Raw genomic sequence first — 26,577 nt, 5'->3', positions numbered from 1 at the left:
AAATGGGAGACGTTATTGATATATATGGTTTATCACCTTTGCAAAAAGGAATACTGTTTCATACTTTATACGATCAAGATGATGAATATTCTTTTTCCTATATTGTACAAGTAGGTTTCTTGCTCGGGGGGCAATTGGATGTTGCTACTTTTGAAAAAGCTTGGGAATATGTTATTCAACGACATGAGGTTCTGCGCTCAGTATTTGTTTGGGAGGAAGTAGAAAAACCTCTACAAGCAGTTTACGAACGTCTTCCTTTTACTATTCATCAAGAGGATTGGAGTACCCATTCGCATGAGGAGAAGGAGAAGAAATTACACCAGTTTTTGACTGCAGATCGTAGCAAAGGATTTTTATTGGATGAAGCACCATTGATGAGAGTCACTGCGATTAAAGAAGCAGAAGGGGAAACGAGAATTATTTGGACACATCATCATATTTTGCTAGATGGATGGAGTGTGTCATTGGTCTTTAGTGAAGTGATGGAAGTTTATCTCAAGATGATAAAGGGAGAATTGTTGAATCTTCCTAAATCTCTTCCTTATAAAAAATATATCCAATGGATAAATAAACAAGATCAAAGTCAAGCAGAGGAATTTTGGAAAGAAGAATTAAAAGGGTTCTATGCACCTACTCCATTAGCAATGGAAAGAAAGGATCAAGGACAAGAGAAGGGTTATGGGGAGTTTGCTTATCAAGTATCTGAGGAACTTACTGAGAATTTACAAGAGTGGGTACGAAATAGTCGATTAACGTTGAATACGTTAGTACAAGGTGCATGGGCTTATTTGATGAGTAGGTATAGCGGTGACAGTGACGTCGTATTTGGCGTAACTAGCGCTGGACGTCCTACTGATTTAATAGGAGCAGAGAATATGGTGGGGCTATTTATTAACACATTACCTACCAGAATTCGATTAACGGATAATACATCAGTAGTAGATTGGCTTCGTAAAATACAAATGAAAGAAATGGAACGAAGACAGTATGAGTATAATTCGTTGATAGATATTCAAGGCTGGAGTGAGGTTCCGCGAAATAGCTCCTTATTTCATACCTTGTATGTGTTTGAAAATTATCCAATTCAAGGTGAGAGAAATGATGATTTAAGATTACTAGATGTTAAAAGCACGGAACAAACAAATTATCCTTTAACACTCATTGTAATGCCCGGTAAGAAAATTACTTTAAAGTTGATGTATGATCGAAGCTATTTTAATGAAGAAACAATAAATCGGATTCAGAATCACTTATTGCAAATATTAATTCAGATGACGAAGAGCCTAGATTCAAAACTATTTGAAATTACTCATTTAACAGAAGAAGAACAAATACAGTTACTAGAGGAATGGAATCATACTCAAGTTAATTATTCGGCTGAAGGCATGATTCATACGATGTTTGAGGAGCAAGTTAAAAAAACACCGGAAGCAATCGCGGCTAGTTACGAAAATGAACAAATTACCTATAAAGAGTTGGAGAAGCGTGCAAATCAGCTAGCTCATTATTTACAAAAGCATGGTGTAGGCCCAGAGTCTCTAGTTGGGGTATATATGGAACGTTCATTACAAATGATGATAGCGTTATTAGGTATTCTAAAATCAGGAGCAGCGTATGTTCCACTTGACCCTACTTATCCAGAGAGTCGACTTCGATATATATTAGAGGATGCTGGAATCGAAGTACTAGTGATGGAAGAGAATTCTAAAAATTTGTTTGTATCTGAAAATATCGAAACGATTTGTATGAATAAAGATTATACTGCAATTGAAAAAGAAGAAACAACCCCATGTATAAGTGGTGTAACAGGAGAAAATTTAGCGTATGTTATGTATACTTCAGGATCTACAGGGAATCCAAAGGGAGTAATGATTGAGCATCATTCAGTAATTAATTATCTAGAATGGATGCAACATAAATATCCGCTTTCTGAAAAAGATGTGATCTTGCAGAAAACGCCATTCTCATTTGATGTCTCTGTTTGGGAATTGTTTTGGGGCATTCATGTTGGTGCAAGTGTATCTTTCCTACCTCCAGGTGGAGAAAAAGATCCTTCTATTATAGCTGAAGTGATTAAACAACATCAGGTTACTATAGTTCAATTTGTACCTTCGATGTTATCTGTTTTCTTAGATCACTTCAATCATATTGAAATGAACATGAATTGTTCGTCCGTACGCCATGTATTTTCTGGTGGAGAAGAACTAAGTTCAGGGTTAGTTAGACGATTTCAACAGAAATGGAATTATAGTGGACAAGTGAAATTAACCAACTTTTATGGACCAACTGAAGCCACTATTTATGTGAATGCATTTGATATTCAGCCTAATCAAGAATTTGTTTCTATTGGGCAGCCAATACAGAACACGCAATTATATGTATTAGACCAAAATCAACGCTTGCAATCAATAGGAACTGAGGGTGAGTTATATATTGGTGGTGCTGGTTTAGCACGTGGATACTTAAATCGTCCGAATCTTACTGCTGAAAAATTCGTTTCGCATCCATATCGATTTGGGGAACGACTATATCGAACAGGAGATTCAGTAAGATATCTAACTGATGGAAATTTAGAATTTATAGGTAGAATGGACCACCAAGTCAAAATGCGTGGTTTTAGGATTGAATTAGGAGAAATTGAAGCGACTTTAGAAAAATGTTCGTTTATTAAAGAGGCTGTCGTATTAGTTAGAGAAGATCGTCCAGGTGATCAACGATTGGTTGCATATGTAATAAGCGATGGAAATACCGAGGAGTGGAGAGAGTATTTACAAAAACAATTACCGACTCATATGATTCCAGCGCACTTTATAGAGTTAGAACACTTCCCGCTTACTCCAAATGGGAAAATTGACCGAAAGGCCTTGCCAGCACCTGATGAGCAAGCTATTGAAGATTTAAATGTGCTACCTCGGACGCCATCGGAAGAGCTTATTGCCTCGGTTTGGGGTCAAGTGTTAGGGATAGAAAATATTAGTATTCAGGATTCCTTCTTTGAACGTGGTGGGCACTCACTACTTGCTACTCAAATCGTCTCTAGATTGCAAGAACTGTTCCAAATTAAAATTCCATTACGTGAACTTTTCAAGCACGATACAGTGGAAGCATTGGCGAAACGAGTGGATCAGTTACGAAAAGAAGATAAAAAACGAGAGGTTGCTCCTCTTGTACCTATGAAACGAGAAGAAATTATCCCACTTTCCTATGCGCAGAAACGTCTATGGTTTATTGATCAATTAATGCCAAATAGTGCTATGTACAATATTCATGCAGCGTGTCGCTTAACAGGTAAATGGTCAATTGAAGCATTGGAGGTCGGATGGAATCAATTGTTGGAGCGTCATGAATCATTAAGGACGACAATTCTAGAACAAGAGGGTGAACCTTTTCAACAGGTTCAATCTCATGTGTTCAGACATATTCCTCAAACGAATCTAACAGATCTTTCTTTGGAAGATAGGGAAAAAGAAATGCAACGCCTTATTCAAAACGAGGCGGAGGAACCATTTCATTTTGGACAAGATCCTCTGATTCGAACACGAATATTGAAAGTGGACAGGGAAGAATGGGTTCTCATTTGTACGATGCATCATATTATTTCAGATGGATGGTCAATGGGAATCTTACTTGAAGAATGGATGGCTTTTTATGAAGGAGCACTAACCGGAAAACCAGTGGAATTGAAGGAGTTATCTATCCAATATGCAGATTTTGTTATGTGGCTGAAGGAATGGCAAAAAGAGGAGAATTTGAATCAGCATCTTCAATATTGGAAGGAAGAATTATCTGGGGAACTACCGGTTTTACAATTACCGATGGATCGTCCTCGACCTGCAGTTCAAACCCATCGTGGTGCAAGTCAGTCCTTAATAGTGGCGAATTCCCTACAGGAAAAGCTCAAAGATTTAAGTCTGCAAGAAGGATGCACTTTATTTATGACATTGATGGCAGCGTATCAAAGCTTCCTTTCTCGTTATACAGGACAGGACGACATTATAGTTGGAAGCCCAATCGCTAATCGAAATGTGAAAGAGATTGAGGGATTAATTGGATTCTTTGCAAATACGTTGGTTTATCGAGCTGATTTCAGTGAAAATCCGACGTTCCAAGAACTTTTGTCGCAGGTAAGAAAAAAAGCGCTAAAAGCATACGAGTATCAGGACATCCCATTTGAGAAAGTGGTAGAATCCGTAAAACCTGAACGGAATACAAGTTATTCACCAATATTCCAAACTATGTTTACTTTACAGAATACGAAACAAGAGTTTCTTCAGCTATCTGAAAGACAAATGGAACTCATGGAAAGCCATGCTTCTGTTGCCAAATTTGATTTGAGTTTATTTGCTTCTGAGACGGAAGAAGGATTATCACTAACCTTTGAATATAATACTGATTTGTTTAATGATACAACCATTGAGCGTATGGCAAGTCATTTTAAACATTGGTTAAATCAAATTGTCTCTCATCCAAAATGTGTACTATCAGAACTGAATATGTTATCGAAAGTAGAATATAAGCAACTACTAGAGGAATGGAATAAATCGCGTGTTATAGATATGGAAGAAAGTACGATTCATACAATGTTTGAAGAACAGGTGAAAAAAACACCGGAAGCAATTGCAGTGGTGTGCGAAGATGAAGAACTAACATATCGAGAGTTGGACGAACGCTCGAATCAGTTGGCACATTATTTACAGAAAAATGGTGTAGGTTGCGAATCATTGGTTGGGATTTGTGTTACACGTTCATCTGAGATGATTGTCGGTCTCTTAGGAATTATGAAGGCAGGAGGAGCATATGTCCCAATTGATCCAGCGTATCCGGAAAGTCGACTGCAATACATTTTAGAGGATACTCAAATAAAGGTACTGGTGACACAGGAAAAGTTACAACAAAAAATGGTTATACCTAAATTCGTTGACGTGATTTGTATTGATCGTAATCGAGCAGAAATAGAACAAGAAGTAACTACGGTATGTATGAGTGAAGTGACGGCTGATAACTTAGCCTATATTATCTATACTTCAGGTTCCACTGGAAATCCAAAGGGAGTAATGATTGAGCACAGGAATACAGTAACAATGATTCATTGGGCGCATCACACGTATTCCCGAAAGGAATTAGCGGGAGTGTTAGCTTCAACTTCGCTATCTTTTGATTTATCCGTTTTTGAAGTATTTGTTCCCTTAACGATGGGTGGTAAGGTGATTGTCACTGAAAATGCTTTACATCTAGAGAAGTTGTCTTCCAAAGGTGTAACTTTGGTTAATACTGTGCCATCGGCAGCGAAGGAACTGGTTCGAGCAAAAACAATCCCTTCTTCGGTAAAGGTGATGAATTTGGCTGGAGAACCATTGCCATATTCGCTTGTTCAAGATTTATACGAGAGAAGTACGATTGAAAAGGTGTACAACCTATATGGCCCGTCCGAAGATACTACATATTCCACGTATATGGAATTAGAAAAGGGGGTCATGCATAGGGTACCACCAATTGGTAAACCAATATTCAATACAGAAGTATATGTACTGAGTGCCGAACAAAAAATGGTTCCAATTGGTGTAGTTGGTGAGCTATACATTGGTGGATCAGGATTAGCACGTGGATATTTAAACCGCCCTGACTTAACGCAAAATCGTTTTATATCGCATCCGTTTAAAGAAGGAGAGCGAGTATACCGGACTGGAGATCTAGTAAGGTATTTACCAGATGGAAATTTGGAGTATGTTGGACGAATCGATCATCAAGTAAAAATTCGTGGGTTCCGGATTGAATTAGGAGAAATTGAAGCGGCATTACAAAGGCATACACTAGTTAACGAAGCTATTGTGATGGTGCGGGAAGATTATCCTGGCGATCCGCGTTTGATCGCCTATGTTGTAGGAGGCGGGGATGCTCAAAAGTGGCGTGATTATCTCAAGGATCAACTACCAAATTATATGATTCCAGCCTATTTTGTTGGATTAAATGCATTTCCACTCACTCCTAATGGGAAAATTGATAGGAAGGCCTTACCAGCACCAGAGAGACAGGAGATAGCAAGTGGTTATATTGCTCCTCGTACGTCTACGGAAAAAACAATTGTTTCGATATGGCATGAAGTTTTAGGTATGGAAAACATCGGAATTCAAGATTCATTTTTTGAAATTGGTGGCCATTCACTACTCGCTACGCAAGCTGTTTCCAATCTTAAAGAGGCTTTTGGAATCGAGATACCATTGCATGATTTATTTATGTTTCATACGGTGCAGCAATTGGCAGAACAGATTGATCAATTGCTCGATAACAAAAATCAAGAAATGCAGAATGATAGTAAGGAGAATGTAAGTCTTCAAGACTATGTTCAAAAAGAAGCAGAAGTGAGTAATGATGAAGAATTATTGGAACTACTTAAGCAATTAGAGGAGCTATCAGAGGAAGAAGCACAAGGGATATTCGAGAGTAATTTGATTGAGGAAGGGGTAAAAAAATGAGAAGTGATTTACTTGCAAAGCTGAGTTCACTTTCTCCTGAGAAGAGAGCATGGCTTCAGAAGCAAATGCAAAAAAAGGAGAATAAAGAAGCACTCCCGTTGTCTTATGCACAACAACGCTTGTGGTTTATGGACAGATTTAATCCAAACAGTTCTTTATATAATATTCCAACGGTATGGCATCTAAAAGGAAATTGGATACCTGAAGCATTAGAAAAGGGATTCAATCGACTCATTGAACGCCATGAATCATTACGAACTGTTTTTAAAGAAGTAGGAGAACAACCTGTGCAACAAATTGTCGAATTCCTTCCTAGAGCATTACCTGTAAGAGATTACTCTCAACTTCCTCTAGAAGTAAAAGAAAAAGAGGTAGATAGTTTAATTGCGAGAGAAGCGCAAGAACCATTTGATTTAATGAATGGTCCTTTAATTCGTAATCAGCTTGTTCAATTAGAGAAGGATGAATGGTTATTACTGTGTACGATGCATCATATTATTTCTGATGCTTGGTCCATTGGTATATTCATGAATGAATGCCTTGCTTTCTATGAAGAAGAAACGGGCGGAAATCATGCTAAATTAAGTTCACTATCCATTCAATATGCAGACTTTGCGAAGTGGCAAAAGGAGTGGTTGCAAGGTGATGTGCTAAATCGTCAGCTTACGTATTGGCAGGAAGAATTGTCTGGTGAACTTCCTATCTTACAACTGCCAGTGGATCGACCTCGACCGGTTAAACAGACTTACTCTGGGGCTACGCATCATGTAATTTTTCCATATAAATTGCTCAGTCAATTGAAGGATATAAGTCGACAAGAAGGATCTACTTTATTTATGACTTTAATGGCCGCATACCAGAGCTTTCTTGCTCGTTATACGGGACAAAAAGATATTCTAGTTGGTAGTCCGATTGCAAATCGAAACCATAAGGGAGTAGAAGGATTAATTGGTTTCTTTGTTAATACGTTGGTTTATCGATCAGATTTGAGTGGCACCCCTACTTTTCGAGAGATTTTGAACCAAACAAAGAAAAAGGCGTTAAAAGCTTACGAATATCAAGATATACCATTTGAAAAAGTAGTAGAAGCTGTGCAACCTGAACGAAGCATGAGTCATTCCCCTATATTTCAGACCATGTTTACGCTACAGAATATAAAACAAGAACGACTAGATTTGCCTGATAGAAGTATTGAAATGGTAGAAAGTAATATGTCTATTGCTAAATTTGATTTGAGCTTAACTGCCTATGAAGTGGAAGAAGGTCTATTCGTCTCATTTGAATACAACACGGATTTATTTGATAGTAGTACCATTGCACGTATGGCAGGACATTTTGAGAACTGGCTAAATGAAATCACGTATCATCCAGATGAATCATTTACAAAGCTGTCAATGTTATCGGATAATGAGCAAAAACAACTCCTAGAAGAATGGAATGATACGGACGTAGTTTATGGTCATGATTGTATGATTCATGAGCTATTTGAGCAGCAAGTTGCACGGACACCTGATACAGTGGCGGTAGTTTATGAGGGTGGAAAGCTAACGTATCAAGAACTTAATGAAAAATCGAATCAATTGGCACATTTTCTACAAAAACGAGGTATCGGACCTGAATCATTGGTCGGTATATGTATTGAACGTTCTCCTGATATGATTATCGGTCTCTTTGGGATTTTGAAGGCAGGTGGGGCTTATGTCCCACTGGACCCAAGTTATCCCGAAAACCGCCTGAGATATATTTTGGAGAATTCACAAATTCAAGTGCTGTTAACAAAAGAAACACTACAGGACTGGTTACCTAAAGATATTCAAGCAATTTGTTTAGACCGGGATCAAGTGATGATTTCTAAAGAGAGTAATTTAGCTCCGGTAAGTGGAGTAACAGCAAATAACTTAGCCTATATCATATACACTTCGGGTTCGACGGGAAATCCAAAGGGGGTAATGATTGAACATCATTCCGTTATCAACCGTCTACAGTGGATGCAGAAAAAATACCCATTGTCCGAGGAGGATACAATCCTACAAAAGACACCGTTCTCATTTGATGTTTCTGTCTGGGAATTATTTTGGTGGTCATTTGTAGGAGCACGTGTTTGTTTACTTCCACCAGGAGGAGAGAAAGATCCTGCGGTGATTGAGGAGTATATTGAACGATATCGTGTGTCCACCATGCACTTTGTTCCGTCGATGTTATCTACTTTCTTAGATTATATGGAACTATATAATTCGAAAAGGGATGTATCGTCTTTAATTCAAGTTTTTACTAGTGGAGAAGCGTTAAACACTGAGCAGGTTCGCCGGTTTAAGGGGATCTTTTACAATGTTCAGCAAACAAAGTTAATTAACTTGTATGGTCCTACTGAAGCAACTGTGGATGTGACTTATTATGATTGTGATTTAGAAAAAGAAGCAATGCTTATTCCGATTGGTCGTCCGATTGATAATACAGAGTTGTATGTGCTAGATCAATATCAACAAGTGGTCCCGATTGGTGTGGCAGGGGAACTTTACCTTGGAGGAGTAGGATTGGCACGTGGCTACTTCAATCGACCGGATTTAACTACTGAACGTTTTATTCCGCATCCTTTTAAGGACGGGGAACGATTATATCGAACGGGTGACTTGGTGAGATATATGAATGATCGTAACTTAGAATATATTGGAAGAATAGATAACCAAGTTAAAATTAGAGGATTCCGAATTGAATTGGGAGAAATTGAAGCAGCTTTACATGATCACTCATCTGTAAAAGAGGCAGTCGTGTTGGTGAAGGAAGATCGACCAGGAGATAAGCAGTTAGTAGCTTATGTAGTGGGTGAAGGGGATATTGGAGAGTGGCGTGAATATCTCAAGAAGCAACTGCCACATTATATGGTTCCGGCATACTTTTTCAAAATTGAAGGTATGCCACTCACTCCAAATGGTAAGGTGAATCGGAAAGCCTTACTGGAATTAGAAGAACAGTTCATAAGTGAAGATATTACTTCATCACGAACACCAGTGGAGGAGCTTATCGTTTCCGTTTGGAGTCAAGTGTTAGGAATAAAAAATATTAGTGTTCAGGATTCCTTTTTTGAAATCGGTGGTCATTCACTACTAGCTACTCAAGTAGTGTCACGTTTACAGGGAATTTTTCAAATTGAATTACCAGTACGTGAACTATTTGAATATACAACGGTGGAGTCACTGGCAAAGCGATTAGATCAGTTACGTAAAGGAGATAAAAAACGAGAGATTCCGCCGCTAATACCAATGAAACGAGGAGAAGCTATCCCACTATCTTATGCCCAACAACGCTTATGGTTCATTGATCAATTTACACCTAATAGTGCCCTTTATAATATGCCAATGGTATGTCGCCTTACAGGGAATTGGCTACTTGAAGCATTGGAAACGGGATGGAATCAACTAATAGAACGTCATGAATCACTGCGGACGGTCTTTCACGAAGTGAACGGTCAACCCGTACAGCAAATTGAACCGTATGCTTTTCAATCAATTCCGAAAACGGATTTAACTATGCTTTCTTCTGAAGATCAAGAAGAAGAAGTTAAACGTTTAATTCAACAAGAAACAGAAGTGCCATTTGATTTAACAGAGGGTCCATTAATCAGGACAAGTATTTTGCATGTGGGAGAGGAAGAATGGATACTCCTTTGTACTCTACATCATATCATTTCAGATGGATGGTCAATGGGAATCCTACTTGAAGAATGGATGGCATTTTATGAGAAAGCAACGGATGGAAAGGTAGCGGAACTTGAACCATTACCGGTTCAATATGCAGACTTTGCTCAGTGGCAAAAAGGATGGCTAAAGGAGGAGGTGCTTAATCAACAACTCCAATATTGGAGGGAAGAATTGTCTGGGGAGCTTCCTGTACTCCAACTTCCTATGGATCGCCCGCGTCCCGCAATACAAACTCATCACGGGTCGACATACACTCTGGTTCTGCCAAGCAGGCTACATGATAAATTGAATGAACTTAGTCGAAAAGAAGGGGCTACACTCTTCATGACGCTTTTAGCTGCATATCAAAGTTTTCTATCTCGTTATACGGGACAAGAAGATATTCTGGTCGGAAGCCCAATTGCGAATCGGAATTATAGAGAAATTGAAGGACTAATTGGTTTCTTCGTTAACACGCTGGTTTATCGAGCTAATTTGAGTGGTAGGCCGACATTTCAAGATGTACTATATCAGGTTCGTCAAAAGGCATTGAAGGCGTATGAATATCAAGATATTCCATTTGAAAAAATTGTAGAAGTTGTACAACCGGAACGAAGTACAAGTCATTCGCCAATCTTCCAGACTATGTTCATCTTGCAAAATATGAAACAAGAGTTTCCGATGTTATCTAGTAGAAGTATTGAAATGATAGAAAGCCATAGTCCAATTGCAAAGTTTGATTTAAGTGTAATGGCAGCTGAGACGGAAGAGGGATTACTTTTTACTTTTGAGTACAATAAGGATTTATTCAATGCTACTACTATTGAACGGATGGCAGGACACTTTGAGAAATGGCTACATGAAGTTTCTCATCGCCCACAAAATCCGTTGCATGACCTGAGCATGCTATCAGAATCCGAGCGTACTTTGTTATTAGAAACATGGAATGACACTGTAATGGAAATGTCTCATCAGGGTCTTATTTGCGACAGATTTGAGGAGCAAGTAGCAAGGCGTCCGGATGCGATTGCGGTAGTTGATCAAACAAAACAGTGGACTTATGGTGAACTGGATGCACAAGCAAATCAGTTGGCAAATGTTTTACAGCGAAAGGGAGTAGCCCCAGAGTCAGTGGTAGGAGTTTATCTTCCGAGGTCAGCTGAGCTGATGGCAAGTTTACTAGGCATTTTAAAAGCTGGTGGAGCTTATGTCGTTTTAGATCCGTTGTATCCAAAATCAAGGTTAGAATACATGATTGAAGATGCAGGAATTCAATTTGTAGTGACGGCGGAAGGACAAGAAGGACATTTCGCACACGTCGAAATGGTGAGGTTAGAAGAATTAACGGTGGAAAGCGTAATCCCACCTACACGTCAAATAAATCCAGAGAACTTAGCCTATATTGTTTATACCTCTGGTTCTACAGGAAAACCGAAGGGTGTTATGGTTGAATATCGCTCATTAATGAATATGGTTTCTTGGCATCAAGAAGTTTATCGTATTTCAGCAGAGGATCGTGCGACTCAGATTGCAGGGGTTGCTTTTGATTCGGCTGTCCAGGAGATTTGGCCGTATCTAACTGCTGGTGCAGCACTCTACTTGTCAACAGAGGAACTGAGAATTAATCCAGAAGCACTAAGGGACTGGCTCATTGATTCACGAATAACAGCTAGCTTTGCACCTACGCCTATTCTGGAAAGACTCTTGAAATTATCTTGGCCAGATAAAACGGATCTTCGTTTTATCATTACTGGTGGGGATCAATTAACACAGTATCCATCTAACGATATTCCTTTTGCGGTAATTAATCAGTATGGTCCATCGGAAAATACAGTCGTTACCACAGATAGTTATGTACCTATAGGAGTGACAACAGGTACGCCATCGATTGGTCGACCGATTGCGAATACAGAAGTTTATGTATTAGATTCTCATCTTCAGCTAGTACCAATTGGTGTAATTGGAGATCTCTATATTGGAGGGAAGAGTCTTGCACGTGGATATGCTAATCGTCCGGATCTTACAAAGGAAAAATTTATTCCACATCCTTTCAAGTCAGGAGAACGTCTCTATTATACAGGGGACAAAGCAAGTTATCTTTCTGATGGTAATCTCCAGTTCCATGGACGTATAGATGACCAAGTGAAAATTCGTGGTTTCCGGATTGAATTGGGAGAAATAGAAGCTGTTTTGCAGGCGCATTCTTCTGTGAAAGAAGCTGTTGTATTGGCGCGAGAGGATAATCAAGGTGATAAGAGATTAGTAGCTTATGTAGTTGGTGAAGGAAGTGTCCATGAATGGCGAGAACATCTACAAACACATTTACCTAATTACATGGTTCCAACAAATTTTATTGAGATGGAATTTTTACCACTTACACCGAATGGAAAGCTTGATTTGAAGGCATTGCCTATACTTAGTGAACAATCCGCTGAAAATACTGTATACCCAAGAACTCCGCTGGAAGAACTTATTGCTTCAGTGTGGAGTCAAGTGCTAGGAATAAGAGACATTGATGTTCAGGATTCTTTCTTTGAGCTCGGTGGTCACTCTCTACTTGCTACACAAGTGGTCTCACGCTTACAGGAAGTCTTTCAAATCAAATTGCCAGTACGTGAACTGTTCGAATATTCAACGGTCGAGGCATTATCGAAACGAATAGATCAGTTACGTAAGGGGAGCGAAAAACGAGAAATTCCACCATTGATGCCGATGGAACGAGGGGGAAATATTCCACTGTCTTATGCCCAACAGCGCTTATGGTTTATTGATCAATTTGCACCTAATAGTGCACTTTATAATATGCCAATGGCATGCCGTCTTACAGGGAATTGGTTACCTGAGGCATTGGAGTTGGGATGGAATCAGTTGATAGAGCGTCATGAATCTTTGCGGACTGTATTTTATGAAGAGGATGGCCATCCTATGCAGCGGATTCAACCGTACGTTTTCCGTCCGCTTCTGCAAATGGACTTAACTAAGCTTTCATTAGAGGAGCGAGAAAGAAAGTTGGAGCAATGGATTCAAACTGAAGTCGAATCTCCATTTGATTTAGAAAAAGGGCCATTGTTCCGTGGGAAACTCATAAGAATTTCAGAAGAAGAATGGGTTCTTCTATGTAATATGCATCATATTATCTCAGATGGATGGTCGATGGAAATCTTGCTTCAAGAATGGATGGCATTTTATGAGAATGCGATTGGTGAAAAACAAGCAGAGCTGGAACCACTACCAGTTCAATATGCCGATTTTGCTCAGTGGCAAAGAGAATGGTTGAAAGATGAAGTACTATATCAACAACTTGCGTATTGGAAGGAAGAATTATCCGGTGAGTTACCAGTCTTAATGTTGCCAATGGATCGTCCGCGTCCGCCAGTGCAAACCCACCATGGATTAACTCATAATGTTTTGTTATCGCGCTCATTACTGGATAAATTAAACGAACTAAGTCGTCAAGAAGGGGCCACACTTTTCATGACCTTATTGGCATCGTATCAAAGTTTCCTTGCTCGTTATACGGGACAAACGGATATTATTGTTGGCAGCCCAATTGCAAATCGAAATTATCGAGAAATTGAGGGGCTGATTGGTTTCTTTGTCAACACCTTGGTTTATCGAGCTGATTTAAGTAATGCACCGGCATTTCAAGAGTTGTTGTCTCAAGTGCGGATAAAAGCATTGAAGGCGTATGAGTATCAAGATGTTCCGTTTGAGAAAATTGTAGAGGTTATCCAACCTGAACGAAATACAAGCCATTCTCCGATTTTCCAAACCATGTTTACATTGCAAAATGCGGGACAGAAGCTACCAGAACTACATGGAAGAAATATAGAAGTAATGGAAAGTAATGCTCCAATCGCTAAGTTTGATTTAAGTTTAACTGCTGCAGAAGTGGAAGAGGGTTTATTACTTACTTTTGTTTATAGAACTGATTTATTTGACAGCTTAACTATTGAATCCATGGCTGAACATTTTGGGAACTGGTTGAATGTAATCGTGGAGAATCCTGATAAATCATTAGCTAAGTTGCCTATATTATCAGGATTACAGCAAAAACAGTTGGAAGAGTGGAATAATAATACTGTAGCATATCCACAGGAAAGTACGATTCATCAGCTGTTTGAAGAGCAAGTAAATCGTACACCTGATGCGGTAGCAGTGGTAGATGAAAAACAGCAGTTAACATATCGAGAGCTGAATGAAAAAGCTAATCAATTGGCCCACTATCTTCAGCAATGTGGGATTGGGACTGAATCATTAGTTGGAATTTGCTTTGAGCGTTCAGTTGAGATGATTGTTAGTATTATGGGGATCTGGAAGGCTGGAGCAGCCTATGTTCCATTAGACCCATCATATCCAGAAAGTCGCCTACGATATATTTTGGAGGACACTGGAATTCAAGTATTAGTTACGAACGAGTCATTAGAAGATTGGATACCTAAAGAAATCAAGATAGTTTGTCTAGATAGGGATCAAGCAATGATTTCAAAAGAAAGCATTCTTTCACCAAAATGTGAAGTAACAGGAGAAGACTTAGCGTATGTTATCTATACTTCGGGATCGACGGGAAATCCAAAGGGTGTCTTGATACAGCATCATTCTGTACTAAACTTGTCGCATGGTTTACAAAAAGAGGTTTTCGAACATGAGATACCATCTAACATGCATGTCGGTTTAAATGCGTCAATTGCCTTTGATGCATCTATTCAGCAATTACAAATGCTGCTTTATGGTTCAAGTTTGTATATTATTCCAAGCGAAGTACGAAGTGATCCGGAACAGTTTGTAGCTTATATTAGGGAGAACAAGTTAGCAATCTTTGATATAACGCCTTCAATGCTTCAATTACTTATAGATGCCGGATTGTTAGAAACGTACGATGGTGTTCATGTTCCAAGTAAGGTACTGGTTGGTGGTGAAGCGATTATGCCGTCATTATGGGAACAGCTAGTAGAGACTGATAAAATACAGTTTTATAATGTATATGGTCCTACAGAATGTACGGTTGATGCAACATGCTATCATATCAAAAAAGATAGTAAGAGAGTAACAATTGGGCGTCCATTGCCTAACATCCAAACTTATGTATTAGATGGAAATAGGTTGCCAGTTCCAGTTGGTGTGATGGGCGAACTTTATATCGGAGGAGCGGGTCTAGCGAGGGGATACTTAAATCGTCCAGAGTTAACATCCGAACGATTTATTTCTCATCCATTCAAAGAAGGCGAGAGGTTATATAGAACAGGCGATCTTGTGAGATATCTTCCTGACGGTAATATAGACTATCTAGGAAGAATGGATAATCAAGTGAAGATTAGAGGATTTCGAATCGAACTTGGGGAGATTGAGTCGACCTTACAGGAGCATGACTTGGTAAAAGAGGCAGTTGTAATGGTTAGGGAAAATCAGTTGGGAGATAAGAGGCTGGTAGCTTATGTAGTGGGCGAAGGCAATTTAGAAGAATGGCGAGAGTATCTTAAAACAAAGCTGCCAATCCATATGATACCTTCCTACTTTGTCGAAATGAAAGAATTACCGCTAACCATAAATGGAAAGATTGATCGGAAATCGTTACCTATACCAGATTATCAAGGAACACAAGAAGGATACGTGGCCCCAAGAAATGAACGTGAACATAAGCTTTCTATCATTTGGGAACGTGTGCTAGGTTCAAAACGTATTGGTATGAATGATAACTTCTTTGAAATTGGTGGAGATTCAATTCTTAGCATTCAGATTGTCGCGCGCGCGAAGCAAGCTGGTTTACAATTGACACCAAAACAAATATTTGAACACCAAACGATTGCTGAGTTGGCGCAAGTAGTCAAAGAAGAACAAGGTGTACAAGCTGAACAGGGAATTATAACTGGAGAGACGATACTTACACCTATTCAGCAAAGGTTTTTTGCACAAAATCATCCTAACCCACATCATTGGAATCAATCCATGTTCTTCAGAACGAAAGAGAAATTGGACATAGGATCACTGGAAAAGGCAGCGCGTAACCTTCTACTTCATCATGATGCCCTGCGTTTAAGATATGAACGTTTACCTAATGGGACTTGGGAACAGTGGAATGAAGGAATTGAAGAACAATTGATGCTGACTGTCATTTCATTAGACGAAGTGCCGGAAGCGGATTGGCATGAAGTTATTCAAAAAGAGATTAATGTTGCACAAGAAAGATTGAATTTACATGATGGTCCTTTAATGAGAATGGTGTATTTTGATGAAGGTGAGGAGACTGGTCGATTATTTTGGACAATTCATCACTTAGCCGTGGATGGTGTTTCTTGGCGGATTTTATTGGAAGATTTGCAAACAGCATATACGCAAGCGGTCCAAGGGCAAAAAATTCAATTACCTATGAAGAGTACATCTTTTAAAGAATGGTCGGAGAAATTACAACATTACGCTCAAACTGGAATATCAAAAGAAGTGCTACATTACTGGGAGCAGCAGGTTGAACAAGACATAGTTATACTGCCAGTAGATGGTACTATAAGTAATCCAGTAAGCGCAGTAACTGAGGAAATTACTGTGGTGTTAAACGAGAATGAGACCCGTATGTTATTGCAAGAGACTTTAAGCACTCACCGTGTCCAAATCAATGAAGTATTATTAGCAGCATTGGTACAAGCTACAGCAGCATGTACGGGGCAGCCGATATTAAGCGTAGATTTAGAGGGACATGGTCGAGAAGAGATTATTGAAGATGTTGATTTATCGAGAACCGTGGGATGGTTTACAAGTATTTACCCAGTTCATTTAAATATTACTAATGCTAATACGCCAATTGCAGCATTAAAAGCAGTTAAAGAACAAGTTCGCAAAATTCCTAATAAGGGTGTTGATTATGGGGTGTTGCGTTACATGAACACAACAATGTGTGAGCCATTAAGCTCCCAATATACACCGTCTATTAGTTTTAACTATCTTGGACAATTTGACCAAATGTTTTCTAGCGATGCAATGTTTATTCCAGAGAACGAATTTAAGCGTTTAGATCATGCTGCCGGTTCCAAGCGATCGCATGTAATTGATGTAATTGGGGTTGTAACGGATGGAAAACTTCAGTTCACTTGGGTATACAATGTTGGACAATTTGCCAAATCAACGATTCAAAGTATTGCACAGAATATGCTATATCAACTGAGTACATTGATTCAATCTTCAGATAGAGAATCTGCACTGACCATTTCGGATTTTGCAATGGCTAATCTTAGCCAAGAAGGTTTGACAAATGTACTAAATAAAATGCATCGTGGAAAGAAAAATCAGATTACTGATTTATATCCACTATCACCTTTGCAAGAAGGTATGATCTTCCACACATTGCATGATCAAGGGGATGAACATGTTGCACCGTATATAGTGCAATTGAGTTTTATGATTCAAGGGGAAATGGATATTCCTACTTTTGAGCAGGCGTGGAAATCTGTAATTCAGCGGCATGAAATTTTTCGTACAGCATTTGTATGGGACGAAATTGAAGAACCTGTACAAGTGGTGTATGAAAATATCCCATTTAAAGTGAACAAAGAAGATTGGCGTACAATGACAAGTGAAGAGATAGAGGAAAAAAGAAAAGTCTTTTTGGCATTAGATCGAAAACAAGCCTTCCAATTTGATGAAGCACCATTGATGCGGGTAACAGTCATTCAAGAAGGTGAGGAAGAATATCGGATTGTTTGGACCCATCACCATATTTTACTGGATGGATGGAGTTTACCATTAGTATTTAATGAATTACTTACAGTCTATCAGAAGAGAATGAATGGAGAAGCTGTGAAGTTACCTAAGTCCTCACCATATAAGAAATATATCCAATGGTTAAGAGAGCAAGATAAGGAGCAGGCGGAACAATTTTGGAGAGGGAAGCTAAAAGGTTTTACTGCGCCAACTTTGCTGGGCTTAGAAAGTAAAGAGGAAGAAAAAGGTTACACAGAGAAGGTTACGTATTTATCAGAAGAGCAGACTCAAGCGTTACAAGGATGGGCGAAACGCAATAAACTTACTTTGAGTACAGTAATTCAAGGTGCATGGGCATATCTCATGAGCCGATATAGTGGAGAAAATGACATTGTTTTTGGTGTAACAAGCTCAGGGCGTTCTACGGAGATTATTGATGTTGAAAACATCGTAGGTCCTTTCATTACAACGTCACCGACGCGAATTCAATTGATGGATGATATAAAATTAATAGATTGGTTGCAGAAGATACAAGAGGAAGAGATAGAAAGAAGACAATATGAGTATGCTTCTTTGACAGAGATTCAGGGGTGGAGTGAAGTTCCTAGAGGAATACCGCTGTTCAATAGTTTATATGTGTTTGAAAATTATCCAGTGAAAGAGGAGTCTTCAGAAAATCTGGAAATTGGTGAATTGGAAGGGGTAGAACAAACCCACTACCCATTAGGGTTAGCTGTAGTTCCAGGAATCCAGTTATCGTTAAAGTTAATGTATGACCGTAGTAAGTTTAATAGGGTAACCATTGAACGAATGCTGGGTCATTTACACCAAGTGTTAATGCAAATGCTCAAAAACATTGATCAAAATCTATCGGAGCTAGTATATATTACGGAAGCTGAACAAAGAAAGCTATTGGAAGAATGGAATAATAATAATATATCCTATCCACGTGAGAATGCAATCCATCAACTATTCGAAGAGCAAGTAAATCGTACGCCTGACGCGTTGGCAGTGGTAGATGAAAAACAGCAACTAACATATCGAGAGCTGAATGAAAGAGCTAATCAATTAGCCCATCATTTACAGAAATGTGGAATTGGGACAGAGTCATTAGTTGGCCTTTGCTTTGAGCGTTCAGTTGAGATGGTTGTTGGTCTCATGGGAATTTGGAAGGCTGGAGCAGCCTATGTTCCATTAGATCCATCGAATCCGGAAAGCCGCCTGCAATATATTTTAGAAGACACGGGAATTAGAGTGTTAGTTACAAATGAGGTATTACTAGGATGGATACCTAAAGACATCAAGACAGTTTGCCTAGATAGGGACCAAGCAATGCTTTCTCAAGAAAGCAAACTTTCACCAATATGTGAGGTAACAGGGGAAAACTTAGCGTATGTTATCTATACTTCTGGTTCGACAGGGAATCCAAAGGGGGCTTTAGTACAGCACCATTCTGTAATAAACCTATCCTATGGTTTACAAAAAGAAGTTTTCTCACATGAGATACCTAGTAATATGCGCGTCGGTTTGAATGCGTCAATTGCCTTTGATGTATCTATTCAGCAATTACAAATGCTGCTGTATGGTTCAAGTTTATATATTATCCCAAGTGAAGTTCGCACTAATCCGGAACGATTTGTGTCTTATATTAGGGAGAATAAATTGGAAATGTTTGATATGACACCTTCATTACTTCAATTACTTATAGATGGAGGATTACTAGAAACAAGTGCTGATGTTCATGTGCCAAGCAAGATATTGGTCGGTGGTGAAGCAATCATGCCGTCATTATGGAAACAGCTAGTAGAGACTGAAAAAATTGATTTTTATAACGTATACGGTCCTACAGAATGTACGGTTGATGCAACGTGTTATCATATCGAAACAGATAGTAAGAGAGTTACAATTGGACGTCCGTTGCCGAACGTTCAAACTTATGTATTAGATAAAAATTTGTTACCTGTTCCAGTTGGTGTAACAGGTGAGCTATATATTGGTGGTGCAGGTATAGCGCGAGGATACTTGAATCGTCCAGAATTAACAACAGAGCGATTCATCCGTCATCCATTTAATGAAGAAGAGCATTTATATCGTACGGGAGATTTGGTTCGTTATTTACCTGATGGTAATTTAGATTACTTGAGAAGAATTGATAATCAAGTGAAAATTAGGGGCTTTCGTATTGAACTTGAAGAGATTGAAGCGAGTATAGAGAGGCATCCATTGGTAAAAGAAGCAGTAGTTTTGGTGACAGAAGATAAGCTAGGAGAGCAGAGATTGGTTGCTTATGTAGTTGGAGATGGAAGTATGCATGACTGGCGTGAATATCTCAAGACACAAGTACCGAATTATATGGTTCCCGCACACTTTATAAAGGTAGACAAGATTCCTCTTACACCGAATGGAAAAGTTGATCGAAAGGCATTGAACAGTTTAACAATTCAAAGAGAAAATAATTTGTCTACACCAATCATTCCAAGGGATGAAATTGAATATCAGTTGATTAAAATCTGGCAGGATGTGTTACAGATAGAAGATGTCTATGTAAATGATGATTTCTTTAATAGAGGGGGACATTCTCTCCTTGTAATTAAATTGATTTCAAAAATTAAGGAGAAGTTTGGAAAAGAGATTAAGGTGTCTACATTGATTAAGAATCCAACATTGGAAGGAATCGCATGCCTTATTCGTGATAAGCATGATATGACAAAATCTGTATCAGCGCTGGTTCCACTACAAGAATCAGAGAAAAGACCTTTCTTCTGTGTTCATCCGTTTATGGGGAATGTATTCTGTTACATTCAACTAGCAAGATTACTTAAGAACCATTGTTCATTTTATGGTTTACAGAATCCTCTTATAGAAAAGGGAGAAATTGATGAATTGACCTTGCCGGAAGTAATTCAACTTTACATTGAAGAAATCAAACGTGTTCAGCCAGAAGGTCCATATCGTCTTGGAGGATGGTCTTTAGGCGGTGCGATTGCTTATGAAATCGCAACTGTACTAAAGAATCAAGGTGAGGAAGTTGAGTTGTTGATACTAATGGATACTAAAGTACCTTCAGAGCAGGACTATAAAACAACGGAGGATATGCTCTCATATATATATGAGCATTTCATTTCTAGAGATTTTACTGAGCGGGGGGAAGGCCTCTTCCATGAACAAGATATGCTTGTAGAGCGATTACTTATGGAAGGAGTACTCCCGCCTGATGCAGATCTTATGAATTTGAAGCAAGTTATCAATGCTCATAGGAAATGCCTGAACATAATGGCAGATCATGATTTAATACCATACTCTGGAGAAGTTCTCTATTTTAGTGCTGAGGAAGGAAAAGAGTTGTTTACAGATTGGGGACCTTTATTAAAAGGAAGAGTAAATAAGTATTCTGTCCCTGGATCACATGAGGAAATAGTAGACTTCCCCGCAGTTGAAAAGATAGCTAAGTACCTATTAAATGAATTTGAAGAGATAAAAGGAACATCCCTTTCATTAACTGAAAAGTAGAGAGTGCAAAAGATGCAACGCTATGAACGAAAAGGGCAGCCCAATAACTGCAAATAAAGTGTAGGCAATAATGAATATATCAAGAGTATTACTTTTTAAGAGGATAATGTAAAAAGTAATTGGTAGAGACATAGAAATCTTTGTAATAGAAGCGAATGCCTGATGATATTACTGAGGAAAGGTGCATATTTTCATTGATATGTAAATATGCACCTTTTCTATTGTATTTGCAATTTAATAAAGTTAATTTGAATTTATGTAACGCACATATATGAAGCCATCTTTTAAAAAAGGAAGTGATTTATCATACACATTCAAGCTGTGAAAATACCAAAGAATATTGAAAGCCATTTGTTTAAGCAACTTAGTAACTTGGTTTCAAATGAGAAGAAAGAACGAATAAAGCGTTTATTAAACTCATGCGACGTTAATAGGACCCTGATAGGGGATTTACTAATCCGATCTCTAATCTGCCAAAAGTATAAAATTAATAATGAAGAAATTAGATTTAAATATAATGAGTATGGAAAACCTTTTGTTGAAAATTTTTCTGACTTTCATTTTAATCTGTCACATTCAGGAGAATGGGTGGTTTGTACTACTGCTAATTTTAATGTGGGTATTGATATAGAAAAGATTTCAGAGATAGAGGCTCTTAAATTAGCAAAAGAATTTTTTTCAGCGGATGAATTTTATGATATATCTAATATGAATTCTGATGAACAAATTAATTGTTTTTTTGATTTATGGACATTAAAAGAAAGCTATATAAAAACGATTGGAAAAGGGCTTTATACCCCATTAAATTCATTCTCTATAAAAAAAGAATCACGAACTTTAATTTCATACAAGAATATACCTAAAAACTTTTACTTTAAACAATATAACATTGATCCAAATTATAAGTTATCTGCTTGTGCAACAAGGGATGAATTTCCGCAAGAGATAATAATTAAAGACATTTATGCAATTTTCCAAAATATATACAAATTTGAAAGTAAGGAGAAAATCAATGCAGAAGACTAAACTTTTTTGCTTTCCACATGCTGGGGGATCTGCGTTTAGTTACGCAAAATGGAAAAATCACTTTAATCCATATATTGAGGTAGTCCCGGTAGAGTTAGCTGGTAGAGGATATAGAATTGAAGAAAACTTGTACCAAAGTATGGAAGAGGCAGTAAATGATGTCTACAATAAAATAGTTATGCAGATAGATGATTCGCCCTACATTCTATTCGGGCATAGCATGGGAAGTTTGATCGCCTATGAAGTAGCCAGAAAAATAAAAGATTCTAAAAACGTATCGCCTGAATTTCTTGTTTTGTCCGGTAGAAATCATCCAAATAGTAAAATAAAAAATATCCGACATAATCTTTCTAATGAGCAATTTAAAAGAGAAGTTATTGCAATGGGAGGTACACCATCTGGGGTACTGCAATCAGAAGAATTAATGGAGATCTTTCTCCCTATTCTAAGAGCAGATTTTAAAATCGTTGAGACGTATATTCATGACAAAAATACACAACCATGTAATATTGATTTTCTTATATTTAATGGGGAAAATGATGAATTTACTACATATGATCAAGTAATAAAATGGGAACGATACACAAGTAAAACGTGTACTTTTCATTCTTTTGAAGGTAATCATTTCTTTCTAAATGAAAATATTGAAGAAATAGCAAATAGTATTAAAAGAAAGTTAGATTCTAAAAGATTATCAAATAGTTTTTAGAGTTTTATAAGTATGCTCATAGCTAAAAATATTAAAGGGTTTGAAGTATACACTTCTTGTGCAGATATGCATGGCAAAAAGACAATCGAGTACATTCGGTGGTCTTTTTCTATTTTTATGGAGTTTGTGGCGAAATGCTAGACTTGCTAGATTGTGGATCTAGTAGCCGTTGAATGTGCGGGTTCAAGTCCTGTCATTCCGACCACGAGGGGGGATAATTTAAGGGTAAAACAGGGGCCTCCAGAACCTCTGATGTGGGTTCAATTCCCGCCATCCACTTATACTTGTTCATTAAAAGGTTTCACAAACAATATGTAATACGTTATGGGTACTTACATAAATTTATTGATTTTCAGTTAAAAAGTATTGTGCGATTATAAACGTTATGTTACAGTTATGTTACTAAGTTGTTACAAGATATCATAAATGTTTCGGTATTATTTCTTGTTATTTCCGTAATGTTACAAAAAAAACTATAAATATTGTTATGTGTATAGGAGTGTGTGTAGTAAAAAGTCTGAGTTGAAAGTACGTGCACACTTTAAATTTCCTTTTTGTCTGAATGAAGAAGACTACCAACTAATTAAGGGCTTTAAAGTAACCACTTTAAATAAAATGTGCTTCCTTTCCCACACACAATTGAGTACATATTTAAAGTACAGTCTAATTGCTACACAGACTCTTGTACATATAAACATTAAGGTGAAATAGAGATAAGAATTCATTACATAAAAAGCATTACCAAGCTAAACGTACAAAATATCATCTGTGCATTTTGATGAAATGTTAAAATGCCTAGATGATATTTTTTTGAAGAATTCTTGGATATGTTTATGAATAACAATTCCTAATACTTAATGATTCTCTGCTACTAAAACATCCGATAATTTATGTAATTAGATTTATAGGGTGTATGTACATTCACTTATATAGGGAAAATGAGGTTTTTCATATGAAGTATAGTTATAAAGTGTTTATATTTATTTGGACAATTATTTTATTGTTTTTTCTACTTTATTTTGGTTACAGTGAAATTTCCGAAAACGAGCAAATGCCAGTCATAACAATCAAACAATAAAAATAAGAAATACTACAAAAGCAAAACATAATAAAAATAGATACCCGAAAATGTTTAAGAACAGGAACAATTACATGCATAAACAACCTTACGATTTCCATGCATACCCCACGTCATTTGGGCAATAGGGGAAAAGTATTATTATTTGGCGTGCGCAATCTTCCATCACTAGTAGAAACGGAAAGTTCCGTATACCTGCTGAAGGAAGAAGATGTTTACCTGCCAGGGGGCGGATCTATTCAGCATCTAGAAATATTGGAATTAAAAGTGTAGAAAACAAATAGTGAAAAGGGAACATATCTTGTGATTCCTTTTTTATTCTTGTAGATAAGTCTGGGGAGAAAACGGGGATTTCTGCACGTAACATAGATCTCATCGGTATACTAATTGTGTTTTACGTATAGCTGGGAGTTGGTGTGATGGTATTTGCAATGGATGTGAGATTCCGTCATTCTTTTCATGAAATTGAATCATTAGACATTCCAAATATATTGTTTCCGAGTCAGTGCAGGAAATTGTATCAAGTGATTGGAATCGGCATTCAAGAAGAATTCCGCAATCCCTATGTCATTATAAAAGAGCAACATGGTTCCGTTACATTCCGATTACCAGGAGAATTATCAACATGGGTGCAGAACAAATTATTACTTGTTAAAGGGGGCCAGTTTGTTTCCATACTGCATTTCAGTTAGCCATGCGAAGTTTTGTGCCATTTTTTGATCTCGGATATAAAAAGAATAGTCTGTCAGGTTAGGTGAGGAGATGCCACCTCTGACTTTCACATCATACGTAGGATGTGGTGTAACTTGAATCAATTCAGATTTATGATTCTGAATAAACATTCTAACCTTTTCAAACTTGTTAATTACGGGCTGTATCTCCATTTTAAACCGATCATAGGGATATGTTTTATTTTTATTGTAATACCTATCCAGTTCAATCAACTCTGACACTGCTGTATCAAATTCACTCTTTACTTCAGGATTTACTTTTTGCAACCATTCTTTTGCATAAGAGCGGAATGAAGATTTATAAAACAAATTCATATCAAAACCAGCTAATGTGAGTGGCTTTCCTTTTTCTTTTTGTTCTTTCATATAGGTAAATAATTGTTCAAGTTCCTCAGTTTTCCATACAGAGTATAAGGATTGTTTCATCGCTTCTGTAGCGGTTGAGTTATCAAAATTTTGCTGAACAGCTGCTGCTTCCCAAAGCCCTGTTTCAAATGCAATCACATCATATTCCAGGTGTAACAGCTTGAGAGGAAGTGCTGGAAGACGGGATCCCTAAGAAAGCAAAAAAACTAGGTGTGAAATAATCAATTATTTGTGATGGTGGATTCTCCTAGGTGGAGGGTTCGCCGTTTTTTATTATATGTTATGTTGTGGTTTTTATATAAAGCATATTGAAAAGATGGATTAAATCTTCTGGAATGATGTCTCCATAATTAATAACTTGTACAATAACCTTTCAATTATCACTAAATCCATTCATATCAACAAGTTGTCCCATATATCCCTTTGTAGCAATATCTTTTAAAGTACGCTAAAAAATACCCTTTATTTTATCTTTATCTTATCTTTACCTTATCTTTAAATTTTTATATTAAACTTAAAACCTTAAAGTATTGATGTTTGAGTCTAAAAAGGGCGGGAGATAGATGCTCATTACATAGTTTGTAAATAACCAATTACCTTTGAAAAATTAAATTTTTTATACGAGGAGGAATATATGAAGGATACAAGTAAAAAACAAATTATAAAAGTGTTCCTTATTAGTATTTTAGGCTTAGTAATAATACTTGGAATGCTATATTTTAATCATAAAACCAATATTCAACAAAATAAAGCGCAAGCCACCGAAAAACGTGTATTGCAATATGAGTCTACCTTAAAAAAAGAATTAGAAAAATATAATTTAGGAGAGAAAACACCAATTTTATTAGGAATTATGTATCAAGAGAGTAGAGGTGAGGGAAACGATCCTATGCAGTCATCTGAATCACTTGGATTAAAGCCAAATGAAATTCAAGAGACAAGCTTGAGCATTGAACAAGGGGTAAAACACTTTGCTAAAATGTACAAATATGGAACGGACAAGGATGTTAGCATGGATACAATTATTCAAAGCTATAATATGGGGCCAGGTTATATTGATTTTGTTGCTAGTCAAGAAGTTAAACAACACTCGGAGGATTCAGCCAAAAAGTTTTCTAAGATGAAAGTTGATCAAAATCCAGCGATGTATACTTGTGGTGGAAATAAAAATAATTTTAGGTATCCATATTGTTATGGTGATTTCGTGCGCCCATAAGGGGGCAAGGAAAAACGGTGATTGCAAGCTGTTAGGTCAACCCTAAAAGACCTAGTATCACTTGGCTAACCTTGGAGGGAAACTGAAAGGGGACAACAG

7 protein-coding genes are annotated in these 26,577 nt (G+C 37.5%); 6 read left to right on the top strand and 1 reads right to left on the bottom strand.

Going from position 1 to position 26,577, the window contains the following annotated elements; all coding sequences use genetic code 11:
* The first annotated feature begins 2 nt into the window (after positions 1–2).
* From ACTFO4_RS17935 to ACTFO4_RS17915, 5 genes are all read left to right on the top strand, one after another.
* Complete coding sequence (locus tag ACTFO4_RS17935; protein WP_440014026.1) at positions 3–6,473, top strand: amino acid adenylation domain-containing protein; 6,471 nt, start codon at positions 3–5, stop codon at positions 6,471–6,473.
* Positions 6,470–21,352 (top strand): non-ribosomal peptide synthase/polyketide synthase, encoded by a 14,883-nt coding sequence (locus ACTFO4_RS17930; protein WP_440014024.1) that lies wholly within the window; start codon positions 6,470–6,472, stop codon positions 21,350–21,352. Before ACTFO4_RS17935 ends, ACTFO4_RS17930 begins: the two co-directional genes overlap by 4 nt.
* A 321-nt stretch (positions 21,353–21,673) precedes the next feature.
* Entirely contained in the window at positions 21,674–22,378 is a 705-nt protein-coding gene (locus ACTFO4_RS17925) for a 4'-phosphopantetheinyl transferase family protein (RefSeq protein WP_000701202.1), read from the top strand.
* On the top strand, positions 22,365–23,087 hold the full coding sequence (locus ACTFO4_RS17920) for a thioesterase II family protein (RefSeq protein ID WP_078421159.1): 723 nt from the start codon (positions 22,365–22,367) through the stop codon (positions 23,085–23,087). The genes ACTFO4_RS17925 and ACTFO4_RS17920 overlap by 14 nt, the downstream gene beginning before the upstream one ends.
* 1,497 nt (positions 23,088–24,584) lie before the next feature.
* Positions 24,585–24,857 (top strand): hypothetical protein, encoded by a 273-nt coding sequence (locus tag ACTFO4_RS17915; RefSeq protein ID WP_440014023.1) that lies wholly within the window; start codon positions 24,585–24,587, stop codon positions 24,855–24,857.
* Here ACTFO4_RS17915 and ACTFO4_RS17910 read toward each other — a convergent pair.
* A complete protein-coding gene (locus ACTFO4_RS17910; protein ID WP_002183587.1) occupies positions 24,810–25,400 on the bottom strand; it encodes an erythromycin esterase family protein in 591 nt (196 codons plus the stop codon). The genes ACTFO4_RS17915 and ACTFO4_RS17910 overlap by 48 nt on opposite strands.
* 496 nt (positions 25,401–25,896) lie before the next feature.
* Here ACTFO4_RS17910 and ACTFO4_RS17905 point away from each other — a divergent pair, with 496 nt between their 5' ends.
* Positions 25,897–26,478, top strand: a complete 582-nt coding sequence (locus ACTFO4_RS17905) for a lysozyme family protein (protein WP_060852128.1) — start codon at positions 25,897–25,899, stop codon at positions 26,476–26,478.
* Positions 26,479–26,577 lie beyond the last annotated feature (99 nt).

This window comes from Bacillus cereus group sp. MYBKT14-1 (assembly GCF_051915185.1).
Classification (GTDB): Bacteria; Bacillota; Bacilli; order Bacillales; family Bacillaceae_G; genus Bacillus_A; species Bacillus_A cereus.
Note: the sequence above shows the minus strand (reverse complement) of the source record. Positions and strands in the feature narration are given on the sequence as shown.